We start from the raw sequence: 12,224 nt of genomic DNA, 5'->3' as shown, positions 1-12,224 counted from the left end.
TTATTATCAGGAGGTATATCGTGCTTTATAATGACACGCAGACGATAGCAGCAATATCTACAGCTGTTACTGAATCAGGAATTGGAATTGTAAGAATCAGTGGTGAACAGGCAATTGAGATAGCAGATCGTATATATATAGGAAAAAATGGAAAAAAACTAGCGGACCAGAAGACGCATACGATCCATTATGGCTATATCGCAGATGGTGAAGATATGATTGATGAAGTGCTGGTTCTTATTATGAAAGGACCACATAGCTATACCGGAGAAAATACGGTAGAAATTGACTGTCATGGTGGCGTATTTGTAGTGCGAAAGATCCTTGAAACGGTAATTAAGCATGGAGCAAGACCAGCAGAACCTGGTGAATTTACTAAGAGAGCATTTTTGAATGGTCGGATTGATCTGTCTCAGGCAGAGGCAGTCATTGATATTATTCAGTCGAAAAATGAATATGCTTTGAAGAGTTCGGTTGGTCAGTTAAAGGGGAATGTTAAGCAGAAGATTGTAAATATCAGAGAAAAGATATTGTATCATACTGCATTTATAGAGACAGCTCTTGATGATCCGGAGCACATCTGTGTAGACGGGTATGGCGAGACACTTCGTGGTGTAATAGAACCTTTGATAAAGGAGATTCAAAAGTTGATAGATTCTTCGGACGATGGGCGTATTATTAAAGAGGGTATTAATACGGTAATTGTAGGTAAGCCCAATGCAGGTAAATCTTCTTTGCTCAATGCATTGCTTGGAGAGGATCGCGCAATTGTAACTGATATTGCCGGAACAACCAGAGATATTTTGCAGGAAAATATTAGTCTGCAGGGTATATCGTTGAATATTATGGATACAGCCGGCATCCGTGATACGGCAGATATCATAGAAGAAATTGGAGTTCAAAAAGCAATTAGCCATGCAAAAGAAGCAGATCTGATCATCTATGTAATTGATTCTTCGGCGCCGCTGGATCAGAATGATTATGATATTTTGAAACTTTTGAAGGATAAAAAGTCAATTATATTACTAAATAAATCAGATCTGGAGATGCAGGTTAAGAAAAAGGAAATTATGGATGCATATCTGGGAGAGAATAAGGAAGAAAATAAATTTGATATCCCGATGATTGAAATATCTGCTAAAGAAAATATTGGGATTGATATATTAGAAAATACGCTTAAAGATATGTTTTATCATGGGGATATATCTTTTAATTCGGAAGTTTATATTACCAATGTGCGCCATAAGACGGCATTGCAGAATGCATTGCAGAGTCTGAATAATGTAATTCAAAGTATTGATATGCAGATGCCAGAGGATTTCTATTCAATCGATCTGATGGATGCATACGAGACACTTGGAAGTATTACTGGAGAAACGATAGGAGAAGATTTGGTCAATGAAATTTTCAGCAAATTCTGTATGGGAAAATAAAGATAAATATGATGTAGTAGTAATAGGTGCAGGACACGCAGGATGTGAAGCTGCTCTTGCCTGTGCCAGACTTGGGTTTCAGACAGTTGTATTTACGGTCAGTGTAGACAGCATTGCATTGATGCCATGTAATCCAAATATCGGCGGAAGTTCGAAGGGACATCTGGTAAGAGAATTGGATGCACTTGGAGGTGAAATGGGTAAGGTGATTGACCGTACATTTATACAATCCAAGATGCTTAATAAGTCAAAAGGTCCTGCTGTTCATTCGCTTCGTGCACAGGCGGATAAAGCCAATTATAGCAGAACCATGCGCCGTGTATTGGAGAATCAGGAGCGTCTGGATATCAGACAGCAGGAGGTTGTCCGCATACTGACTGAAGATAATCAGGTAACAGGTGTTCAGACTTATTCTGGCGCGGTTTATAGATGCAAGGCGGTCATTTTGTGTACCGGAACATATCTGAATGCAAGGTGTATCTATGGCGATGTAAGTTCTCATACGGGTCCGAATGGACTTCAGGCAGCGAATTATCTTACAGACTGTCTGAAAGATGAACTTGGTATTAAAATGTATCGTTTTAAAACCGGAACACCTGCGAGAGTGGATAAGAATTCGATAGATTTCAGTAAGATGGAAGAACAGTTTGGTGATGAGAGAGTTGTGCCATTTTCATTTACAACAAATCCGGATGATGTGCAGATTGACCAGGCATCCTGTTGGTTGACATATACTAACGAAGAAACACATAAAATCATCAGAGATAATCTTGATAGATCACCGCTTTATTCGGGAATGATCGAAGGAACAGGACCGAGATATTGTCCATCGATTGAGGACAAAGTAGTAAAATTCGCGGATAAAAAGAGACATCAGGTATTTATTGAGCCTGAGGGACTTGAAACAAATGAAATGTATATCGGCGGTATGTCAAGTTCACTGCCGGAAGATGTTCAGTATGAGATGTATCGCAGTGTGCCTGGACTAGAGCATGTTAAAATTGTAAGAAATGCGTATGCAATTGAGTATGATTGTATTGATGCCAGACAGCTGAAGCCAACGCTGGAATTTCGTAATATCAGCGGATTGTTCAGTGGAGGACAGTTTAATGGAAGTTCGGGATACGAAGAGGCTGCTGCACAGGGATTGATTGCAGGTATTAATACTGCGAGAAAACTGCAGAGAAAAGATGGGATTATTCTGGATCGTTCAGAAGCTTATATCGGTGTTTTGATTGATGATCTTGTTACTAAAGAAAGTCATGAACCTTATCGTATGATGACGTCCAGGGCAGAATATCGTCTTCTTCTTCGTCAGGACAATGCAGATCAACGTTTGACGAAAATAGGTCATGAAATTGGTCTTATTTCTGATGAACGATATAATCGATTACTTATGAAAATAGAATGCATCAACGAAGAAATCGAACGTGTTTCACATGTACATGTGGGAACAAGTGATAATGTACAGGATTTACTGAAGAAGTATGAAAGTACACCGCTGAATTCAGGTATATCGTTAACAGAGCTGATTCGACGTCCGGAATTATCATATCAGGCATTAGCACCGATAGATAAAGGTAGACCGGAATTTCCAGCAGATTTGAAAGAAGAGATTGAAAACCAGATAGATATCAACATTAAGTATGATGGTTATATCAAAAGACAGCTTAGACAGGTAGAACAGTTTAAGAAGATGGAAAAGAGGAAAATTCCAGAAGATATTGATTATGATGCAATTCAGAGTCTTCGTATAGAAGCAATTCAAAAGTTGAAGGAATACAGACCGGTATCAATTGGACAGGCTTCCAGAATATCAGGAGTATCTCCTGCTGATATATCTGTATTACTTATATATTTGGGAGGAAAATAGTACATGGTGATTAGTCCAAGATTTTTAAATATGATGACTCAGCTTAATATATCATTGAGTGAAAAACAATTAGAACAATTCGATAAGTATTATCAGCTTTTGGTTGAATGGAATAAGGTTATGAATCTTACAGGTATTACAGAGTATGATGAGGTGTTTTGTAAGCATTTTGCAGACAGTTTATCCATTACAAAAGCTAATGATATGAAAAGAATTGAATCGGTGATTGATATTGGTACAGGAGCTGGTTTTCCTGGATTACCACTTAAGATTGCTTTTCCTCATTTAAAAGTTACATTGTTAGATTCATTGAATAAGAGAATAAAATTTTTGAACACTGTTATTAATGAATTAGAGCTGGAAGATATTACAACGATTCATGGAAGAGCAGAAGATTTTGCCAGAAATGAGGAATATAGAGAACAGTATGATATGGTTGTATCGAGGGCAGTAGCTAATCTGGCTGTCTTATCTGAGTATTGTATTCCGTATGTAAAAATGGATGGATACTTTATACCATATAAATCAGGTGAGATTGAGGATGAACTCAATGAGAGCAAGAAGGCTATTAAAATTTTAGGTGGTAAGACACAAAAAGTAGTTCAGTTTGAACTTCCTGATACAAATATAGCAAGATCATTAGTTATAATAAAAAAAGAAAAAAGTACAGGTATGAAATATCCCAGAAAATCTGGTATACCTTCAAGAAAGCCTTTGCATTAGTGCAAAGGCTTTTGCTTACTTATGGGGAAGTCCACATTTTGATTTTTTACATCATATAATATTTGTAAAAAAAGTTTTTAAAAGAAATTAAATGTAAAAAATAATAGGCAGAATGTTTCACGTGAAACATTCTGCCTGTTTTTGTGATATGTATTTTGCAGTAATGATAATACAACTATTAAAGAAGGCCAAAAGTATCTAGGTGGATAATGAATTCGATTTTTCAAATGTTTCACGTGAAACATTTGAAAAACAACAAATTATTCATTAACAATGCATATAATCGAAATAAAGCATTATGTTAATAAAGGAAACTTGCTAAATGTAATGTTTCACGTGAAACATCTATGGAATCCAGTAGTGAAACGTGGTATAATAGTCAAGCATAGAAAGGGGAAATAATATGGGAAGGATAATCGCGATAGCAAATCAAAAGGGTGGCGTAGGTAAAACTACCACGGCTATCAACTTGTCAGCGTGCTTGGCTGAAAAAGGCAAGAAAGTGCTATCAATTGATATGGATCCGCAGGGCAATATGACGAGCGGACTTGGAATTGATAAAGATTCTGTCGAAAAAACAGTATATGATATGATTATAGGACAGGCATCTATTGAAGAAGTTATCTGTAAAGATGCTTTGGAAAATCTGGATGTTATTCCGACTGGAATTGATTTATCGGCAGCTGAAATAGAATTAATTGGCGTGGATGATAAGGAATTTATCATTAGAAATGAAGTGCATAAGGTAAGAGATAATTATGATTTTGTGATTATTGACTGTCCACCTTCATTAAATACGCTGACAATTAATGCAATGACAACAGCTGACAGTGTGATTGTGCCAATCCAGTGTGAATATTACGCATTGGAAGGATTAAGTCAGCTTATGCACACGATTGAACTGGTTAAAGAAAGACTGAATCCTGATCTGGAGATGGAAGGCGTCGTATTTACAATGTATGATGCACGTACAAATTTATCACTCCAGGTTGTTGAAAATGTAAAAGATAACCTGAATCAGAGTATCTATAAAACAATTATTCCCAGAAATATACGTCTTGCAGAAGCACCTAGTTATGGAATGCCTATTAACATGTATGATACGAAGTCTACAGGCGCTGAAAGTTATAGAATGTTAGCAGACGAAGTGATTGATAAATAAGGATTGGGAGGGGAATAATATGGCAGTAAAGAGAAAAGGACTTGGAAAAGGACTGGACAGCCTGATTCCTGAAAATAAATCGGTAAAACCTGCTGTAAAACCGGAAAAAGCAGAAGAATCTGTCAAAACCGGAGAACAAATGTTGAAAATAAACCAGGTTGAACCAAATAGAGAACAGCCGAGAAAACATTTTGAAGAAGACGCATTGTTGGAATTGGCTGATTCTATCAAACAGTATGGTGTATTACAGCCACTGTTGGTAAGAAAAAGAAAAGATTATTATGAAATTATTGCAGGTGAAAGACGGTGGCGTGCAGCAAAGCTTGCCGGTGTCAAAGAAGTTCCGGTTATTATTAAAGAGTATACGGAACAGCAGGCAGTGGAAATTGCTTTGATTGAGAATATTCAGAGAGAAAATCTGAACCCAATTGAAGAAGCAATGGCATTCAAAAAATTGCTGACAGAATTTAATCTGAAACAAGATGAAGTGGCAGAGCGCGTGTCAAAGAGTCGTACAGCTGTTACAAACTCTATGAGACTTCTGAAGCTGGGAGAAAAGGTTCAGCAGATGATTATTGACGATATGATCACTACCGGACACGCAAGAGCATTACTTGCAATTGATGATGAAGAACAGCAGTATCTGCTTGCTACAAAGATTTTTGATGAAAAATTAAGTGTACGTGAAACAGAAAAACTTATAAAATCATTGAAAAATCCTAAGAAACAGGTTAAAGTAGTCAAAACCGTAGAAAATGCATTCGTCTATGATGACCTAGCAGAAAAAATGAAACGGGTACTTGGAACTAAAGTTAGTATTTCACCAAAGGGGAATGGAAAAGGAAAGATAGAAATCGAATATTACTCAGATGATGAACTCGAGCGCATGTTTGAGATGATTACATCTGTACAAAAAGGAGAATAATATATGGAAAGCAAGATTTTAGCGAAGCTTGGAATCGATCCTGCATTTATATTCTTATTTATGCTGATATTGATCGTAGTGCTGTTCGTACTGTATGTGAATGTCAGTCTGAAATATGACAGACTGAAAAACAGTTATGCATCGTTTATGCGGGGAAAAGATGGTAAGAATCTGGAAGAAAGTATTCTTACAAAGTTCTCGGAACTGGATGGAATAGCTAAGATTATTAAACAGAATCGTGCTGATGTGAAAGAAATGTACCGCAGGACTGAACATTGTATTCAAAAATGTGGAATTGTCAAGTATGATGCTTTTAATGAAATGGGCGGAAAACTCAGCTTTGCCCTGGCACTTCTGGACAGTGATAATACCGGATGGATCATGAATGCGATGCACAGCCGTGAGGGATGCTACACTTACGTGAAGGAAATTCTGAAGGGTGAAAGCTATGTAGAACTTTCAGAAGAGGAAGCGGAAGCGCTGGATCGAGCAATTTACAGTGAAGATTATATGAGCAGTGAGACTGAATCAACTTCGGAAGAAAATGAAGCAAAAACAATCCGAAAAGAGCAGCCGAGAAAAGCAGCTAAAAAAGAAGTAAGAAAAGATACAAATAAAGAAATAAAAAAAGCAAGAAGATAAAGGAAAGGGAGAAAGAAAATGCTTGATATTAAATTTGTAAGATCAAATCCTGATGTAGTAAAGGAAAACATTAAAAAGAAATTCCAGGATGAAAAATTACCACTGGTTGACGAGGTATTAGAGTTAGACCAGAGGAATAGAGATATTAAAGGAGAAGTAGAAGCTCTTCGTGCTAATAAGAATAAGATTTCCAAGCAGATCGGTGCATGCATGGCTCAGGGTAAGAGAGAAGAAGCAGAGGTACTGAAACAGGAAGTTCAGAAGAGTGCAGCAAGAATTGAAGAATTATCCGCAGAAGAAAAAGAAGTAGAAGAAAAACTTAAGAAGAACATGATGATCATTCCAAATATCATCGATCCGTCTGTACCAATCGGTAAAGATGACAGCGAAAATGTAGAGATTGAAAAATTTGGTGAGCCGGTAGTTCCGGACTTTGAGATTCCATATCATACAGAGATCATGGAAAGTTTTGATGGTATTGATCTGGAAGCCGCTGGAAAAGTTGCAGGTAATGGATTCTATTACCTGATGGGAGATATTGCGAGACTGCATTCAGCAGTAATCAGTTATGCACGTGACTTTATGATCGACAGAGGATTTACTTATTGTGTACCTCCGTTTATGATCAGAAGTAATGTGGTAACAGGTGTTATGAGCTTCGCTGAGATGGATGCTATGATGTATAAGATTGAGGGAGAAGACCTGTATCTGATCGGAACAAGTGAGCATTCTATGATCGGTAAATTTATCGATACCATGTTGGATGAGGGAGAACTTCCAAAGACACTGACCAGCTATTCACCATGCTTCCGTAAAGAAAAAGGTGCTCACGGTATCGAAGAACGAGGTGTATACAGAATCCATCAGTTTGAAAAACAGGAGATGATCGTTGTATGTAAACCGGAAGAAAGCAAGAAATGGTATGATGTACTCTGGAAAAATACAGTAGATCTCTTCCGCTCACTGGATATTCCGGTACGTACGCTGGAATGCTGCTCTGGTGATCTTGCTGACCTGAAAGTAAAATCTTGCGACGTAGAGGCATGGTCTCCAAGACAGAAGAAGTACTTTGAAGTAGGAAGCTGCTCTAACCTTGGTGATGCACAGGCAAGAAGACTTGGCATTCGTGTAAAGGGAACTGATGGTAATAAATACTTTGCTCATACATTGAATAACACAGTAGTTGCACCACCGAGAATGCTGATTGCATTTTTGGAAAATAACCTTCAGGAAGATGGTTCTGTACGTATCCCTGAAGTACTTCGTCCATATATGGGTGGAAAAGAAAAAATTGAACGTAAATAATTAGACGGGTAAATAATATGCACAAATATCTTAATGCTATTGGGTATGGAGGACTTGCTTCAGAAAAACAGCTCAACAGATTGCTGCAGTATGCTGAAAAGGTATATACACATCATGAGCTGATGGCATTGGATCAGGAAACAGATTACTGCGAATATCGAATGAAAAGTTCGAAGGATATGGGAATCTGTGTCTGTGGTACCATGGATGAAGAAGAACAATTTGAAAGATATTTCTATTATCCATATTTTGAAGGAAGTGGCATTACATCTGTCGCAGATGTGACATTGGAGAGACGAATGGACCGGCATTCATTTGTAGGAATTTATGAAGATGCTAAAGTGGGAGTCAGCCTGATTTTTCATGTACAGAATGCGATAGAGTGTATGCTTGCAGATGTGCACAGGAATCATGTGCTGGATCATGTATCTATTACTTTGTCCGGACTTTGTAATGATGGGATGATTTTACTGCCTGTATTTAAGAATCCGGATCAGGAAAAGAGAAGCAGAGAAGAATCAAAAAACAGGATGACACTTTTAACTGCTGCGCGAAATGGTGATCCATCGGCAATCGAGAGCCTTACATTAGATGATCTTGATACTTATACTAAAGTATCAAGAAGATTGGTAAAAGAAGATGTATTTACAATTGTAGATACATATTTTATGCCATGTGGAATTGAGTGTGATCGTTATTCGATTCTTGGTGAAATTCTGAATATAAGAATGGATGAAAATGAAGAAACGGGAGAAGAAATTTATATCCTGAGTCTGAATGTAAATGAAATGAAATTTGATGCCTGCATACCTAAGGCAAATCTGATTGGAGAACCTGCAATCGGCAGAAGGTTCAAAGGAAACATCTGGCTGCAGGGAATGATAAGAATGTAAGAGAAGAGTGTACAGCTTGAAACACTAAGGCTGTACACTCTTTTTGAGTCTGCTTAGAAATTATTATTTATCACATCTTCCAGTGTAATGTGAAAGAAGAAGTCATGCACCAGCGTGTAGTATTTCTCCCAGAGAGGAAGGGTTACGCAGATGTCTTTGCGATTGCAGACTTCAGCATCCGGCTGTAAGCAGGCAACGGGAGCAAGTGGACCTTCGGTTAATTCGATGATGTCACCAACGATATATTCAGATGGTTCTCTGGTAAGAATATATCCGCCTCCCTTACCACGAAGTCCTTTTAACATTTTTCCTTTTACCAGTATCTTGATAATAATCTCAAGATATTTTTCAGAAATCTCCTGGCGTGCTGCAATGTCCTTTAATGGAATATATCCAGCATCCTGATGCTCAGCCAGGTCGATCATTACTCTTAATGCATAACGTGCTTTTGTTGAAATCATAGGATATTACCTCCGTTAATATGTCTATTATATAGCTCGTAAAAAAAAATTTCAATAAAAACCTATAAAACCTATTGACTCAGTAGGTATTTAGTGATAATATACAGCCATAGCAAACAAGACAAGAAAATATAAAGACTTGGAAGGAGATATATCATGGCAAATATTTATCAGGGAACATTGGGATTAATTGGAAATACACCACTTGTGGAGGTAACTAATATCGAGAAGGAACTTGGGTTGGAAGCAACGGTACTTGTTAAGCTTGAGTACTTTAACCCGGCCGGAAGTGTAAAGGACAGAATTGCGAAGGCAATGATCGAAGATGCAGAAGCAAAGGGACAGTTGAAAGAAGGTTCCGTTATCATCGAGCCTACATCAGGTAATACAGGAATCGGTCTTGCATCTATCGCAGCGGCAAAGGGATACAGAATCATCCTGACAATGCCGGAGACAATGAGTGTTGAGAGAAGAAACATCCTGAAAGCATATGGTGCTGAGCTGGTGCTGACAGAAGGTGCTAAGGGTATGAAGGGGGCAATCGCTAAGGCAGAAGAACTTGCGAAAGAGATTCCTGGAAGTTTCATTCCCGGACAGTTTGTGAATCCGGCTAACCCGGCAGTACACAAAGCTACTACAGGTCCTGAAATCTGGAAAGATACAGATGGTAAGGTAGATATCTTTATTGCTGGCGTGGGTACAGGTGGAACACTGACAGGTACAGGCGAGTACCTCAAAGAACAGAATCCGGATGTGAAGGTTGTAGCACTTGAGCCTGCTACTTCACCAGTACTTTCTGAGGGTAAAGCAGGAGCACACAAGATTCAGGGAATTGGTGCGGGATTCGTACCGGATGTACTGAATACAGAGATCTATGATGAAATTTTCAAAGCTGAAAATGAAGATGCATTTGCAGCAGCAAAACTTCTCGCTAAGAAGGAAGGAGTACTGGTAGGTATCTCTTCCGGTGCAGCACTTCATGGAGCAATCGAACTTGCAAAGCGTCCGGAGAATAAGGGAAAAGTAATTGTAGCACTTCTTCCGGATACAGGAGACAGATATTACTCTACTCCACTCTTTACAGAATAATCGAAAGGCGTTATATATGAATTTCTCAAAAAGAAGCAGATACGGTATCAGAGCATTGATTGATCTGGCTGAACATACAGATAGTCCCTGTGCTTTGTGTGAAATAGCAGAACGAAATAATATTTCTATCAAATATCTCGAACAGATATTTTCAGTTTTAAAAAAAGCTGGTATTATAAAGAGCATCAAGGGACCACAGGGTGGTTATTTTCTGGCTGGTAATCCGGAATATATTCGAATTTCAGACATCATAGTTACACTTGACGGATCATATTTTCTGGATGATGAGCGACTTGCTCCCGGTCAGAAGGGCGAGGCGGAAGCACTTGCAGTGCAGGAAACGGTCATCGATCCGATCAATGAAGAAGTACACAGGATACTGGATCAGCTGACATTGAAGAAATTGACAGAGCATGCAGAGCAGACTAATCAGGCTGCACAGAGTATGTATTACATCTGAAAACGGCGGAGCTTCGTGCTCCGTCGTATTTTGACGCTTAAGAGGAGGATACATTTTATGAAGTCTATTACCATTGAATCGTTGGAGAGAACGGATAAGGACAAAGTACTTGTCGTAGATATCCGACCTGAGGATCAGTACCAGAGAGGTACATTTCCGGGGGCAGTCAACCTTCCGATGGCAGAATTTGAAGACCGTAAGACGGAACTGGAACTATATAAAGATAAGGAAATCTATCTGATGTGTCATACCGGAGAGCGGAGCCTGGAGTATGTACAGGATCTGATTGCAGATGGTTACGATGCCGGTAATGTCACCGGTGGATATCGGTCATATCTGAAATTAACGCTGACCAGATTTGTTCAGAAAGATTCGGAAGAACAGCTTGCGGAGCGTACCAGAGAGATTGAACGAAGCATTATTAAGAAGTTCCGCAGATCTGTCTGGAGACCCTTTACCAAGGCGTTGAATGAGTATCAGTTAGTACAGGAAGGGGATAAGATCGCAGTCTGTATCTCCGGCGGAAAAGATTCCATGCTGATGGCAAAGCTTTTCCAGGAACTGAAGCGTCATGGAAAGGTGAATTTTGAAGTGGTATTTCTGGTAATGAATCCGGGATACAATGAAGATAACTGGAATATTATTTTGAATAATGCCAAGTTACTTGGAATTCCACTGACCGTATTTGAGTCAGATATATTCGATACAGTTGCAACAATTGATAAGAATCCATGTTATCTGTGTGCCAGAATGAGACGGGGATATCTGTATTCTAAGGCAAAAGAGCTGGGATGTAATAAGATTGCGCTGGGACATCATTTTGATGATGTGATTGAGACTATCTTGATGGGAATGTTGTATAGTGCGAAAATAGAGACGATGATGCCGAAACTTCATAGCCAGAATTTTGAAGGAATGGAACTGATCCGACCGATGTATATGATAAAAGAAGAAGGGATCAAGGCGTGGCGGGATTATAACAAATTACAGTTTATCCAATGTGCATGCCGTTTTACGGAGAATTGTTCTACCTGCGGAGGCGGCAGAAAGTCAAAACGTGATGAGATGAAAGAGCTGGTAGAGCAGTTTAGAAATATCAGCAGTGTAATCGATACGAATATATTCAACAGTATCCATAATATCAATCTGAATACTGTAATCGGATATCACAAAGATGATATGAAATATAATTTTCTGGATGACTATGATACAAAAGGAAAAAAGACTGAGACGGAAGGATAAAGATTCAAAAGAGGAC

At 38.6% G+C, this 12,224-nt stretch carries 11 protein-coding genes and 1 pseudogene; 11 read left to right on the top strand and 1 reads right to left on the bottom strand.

Going from position 1 to position 12,224, the window contains the following annotated elements; genetic code table 11:
• Positions 1-20 precede the first annotated feature (20 nt).
• The 8 genes and pseudogenes from mnmE (at position 21) to DWZ93_RS12015 (ending at position 8,956) form a co-directional block, all read left to right on the top strand.
• Entirely contained in the window at positions 21-1,433 is a 1,413-nt protein-coding gene (gene mnmE / locus DWZ93_RS12050; RefSeq protein ID WP_330421780.1) for a tRNA uridine-5-carboxymethylaminomethyl(34) synthesis GTPase MnmE, read from the top strand.
• Positions 1,399-3,306: a tRNA uridine-5-carboxymethylaminomethyl(34) synthesis enzyme MnmG gene (gene mnmG / locus DWZ93_RS12045; RefSeq protein ID WP_118453076.1), complete on the top strand. Its 1,908-nt coding sequence runs from the start codon at positions 1,399-1,401 to the stop codon at positions 3,304-3,306. Before mnmE ends, mnmG begins: the two co-directional genes overlap by 35 nt.
• 3 nt (positions 3,307-3,309) lie before the next feature.
• Positions 3,310-4,029, top strand: a complete 720-nt coding sequence (rsmG, locus tag DWZ93_RS12040; protein ID WP_118453075.1) for a 16S rRNA (guanine(527)-N(7))-methyltransferase RsmG — start codon at positions 3,310-3,312, stop codon at positions 4,027-4,029.
• A 403-nt stretch (positions 4,030-4,432) separates the two neighbouring features.
• Complete coding sequence (locus DWZ93_RS12035; protein WP_118384462.1) at positions 4,433-5,191, top strand: ParA family protein; 759 nt, start codon at positions 4,433-4,435, stop codon at positions 5,189-5,191.
• Positions 5,192-5,210: 19 nt separating this feature from the next.
• Positions 5,211-6,116, top strand: a complete 906-nt coding sequence (locus tag DWZ93_RS12030; RefSeq protein ID WP_118453074.1) for a ParB/RepB/Spo0J family partition protein — start codon at positions 5,211-5,213, stop codon at positions 6,114-6,116.
• 3 nt (positions 6,117-6,119) lie between these two features.
• Positions 6,120-6,626, top strand: a pseudogene (locus tag DWZ93_RS12025) (DUF4446 family protein); the annotation flags it as partial.
• 150 nt (positions 6,627-6,776) lie between these two features.
• Positions 6,777-8,063 carry a serine--tRNA ligase gene (gene serS, locus DWZ93_RS12020; RefSeq protein ID WP_118384465.1) on the top strand — a complete coding sequence of 429 codons (1,287 nt, stop codon included), beginning with the start codon at positions 6,777-6,779 and terminating at the stop codon, positions 8,061-8,063.
• A 17-nt stretch (positions 8,064-8,080) separates the two neighbouring features.
• The gene (locus DWZ93_RS12015) at positions 8,081-8,956 is read left to right on the top strand and encodes a DUF3881 family protein (RefSeq protein WP_118453072.1); all 876 of its coding nucleotides are present in this window, start codon (positions 8,081-8,083) and stop codon (positions 8,954-8,956) included.
• A 53-nt stretch (positions 8,957-9,009) separates the two neighbouring features.
• On the opposite strand, the gene DWZ93_RS12010 is transcribed toward DWZ93_RS12015, so the two are convergent.
• On the bottom strand, positions 9,010-9,417 hold the full coding sequence (locus tag DWZ93_RS12010) for an RrF2 family transcriptional regulator (RefSeq protein WP_118453071.1): 408 nt from the start codon (positions 9,415-9,417) through the stop codon (positions 9,010-9,012).
• Between the two features lie 156 nt (positions 9,418-9,573).
• Between DWZ93_RS12010 and cysK the strand changes: the two genes are divergently transcribed.
• The 3 genes from cysK to DWZ93_RS11995 are packed head-to-tail and all read left to right on the top strand — an operon-like array spanning position 9,574 to position 12,208.
• On the top strand, positions 9,574-10,506 hold the full coding sequence (gene cysK / locus DWZ93_RS12005) for a cysteine synthase A (protein WP_118453070.1): 933 nt from the start codon (positions 9,574-9,576) through the stop codon (positions 10,504-10,506).
• Positions 10,507-10,522: 16 nt separating this feature from the next.
• The gene (locus DWZ93_RS12000) at positions 10,523-10,966 is read left to right on the top strand and encodes an RrF2 family transcriptional regulator (protein WP_118453069.1); all 444 of its coding nucleotides are present in this window, start codon (positions 10,523-10,525) and stop codon (positions 10,964-10,966) included.
• A 57-nt stretch (positions 10,967-11,023) separates the two neighbouring features.
• Positions 11,024-12,208 carry an ATP-binding protein gene (locus tag DWZ93_RS11995; protein WP_118453068.1) on the top strand — a complete coding sequence of 395 codons (1,185 nt, stop codon included), beginning with the start codon at positions 11,024-11,026 and terminating at the stop codon, positions 12,206-12,208.
• Positions 12,209-12,224 lie beyond the last annotated feature (16 nt).

Origin of the sequence: Dorea sp. AF36-15AT (assembly GCF_003477705.1) — a bacterium.
GTDB lineage: Bacteria > Bacillota > Clostridia > Lachnospirales > Lachnospiraceae > Claveliimonas > Claveliimonas ammoniilytica.
The sequence above is the reverse complement of the archived record's forward strand: the minus strand, read 5'-3'. Positions and strand labels throughout refer to the sequence as shown.

Excerpts from the sequence above, each read along its gene's own strand:
- mnmG (WP_118453076.1), top strand. The coding sequence starts at position 1,399 with ATGAAATTTTCAGCAAATTCTGTATGGGAAAATAAAGATAAATATGAT.
- rsmG (WP_118453075.1), top strand. The coding sequence starts at position 3,310 with ATGGTGATTAGTCCAAGATTTTTAAATATGATGACTCAGCTTAATATA.
- DWZ93_RS12035 (WP_118384462.1), top strand. The coding sequence starts at position 4,433 with ATGGGAAGGATAATCGCGATAGCAAATCAAAAGGGTGGCGTAGGTAAA.
- DWZ93_RS12030 (WP_118453074.1), top strand. The coding sequence starts at position 5,211 with ATGGCAGTAAAGAGAAAAGGACTTGGAAAAGGACTGGACAGCCTGATT.
- serS (WP_118384465.1), top strand. The coding sequence starts at position 6,777 with ATGCTTGATATTAAATTTGTAAGATCAAATCCTGATGTAGTAAAGGAA.
- DWZ93_RS12015 (WP_118453072.1), top strand. The coding sequence starts at position 8,081 with ATGCACAAATATCTTAATGCTATTGGGTATGGAGGACTTGCTTCAGAA.
- DWZ93_RS12010 (WP_118453071.1), bottom strand. The coding sequence starts at position 9,417 with ATGATTTCAACAAAAGCACGTTATGCATTAAGAGTAATGATCGACCTG.
- cysK (WP_118453070.1), top strand. The coding sequence starts at position 9,574 with ATGGCAAATATTTATCAGGGAACATTGGGATTAATTGGAAATACACCA.
- DWZ93_RS12000 (WP_118453069.1), top strand. The coding sequence starts at position 10,523 with ATGAATTTCTCAAAAAGAAGCAGATACGGTATCAGAGCATTGATTGAT.
- DWZ93_RS11995 (WP_118453068.1), top strand. The coding sequence starts at position 11,024 with ATGAAGTCTATTACCATTGAATCGTTGGAGAGAACGGATAAGGACAAA.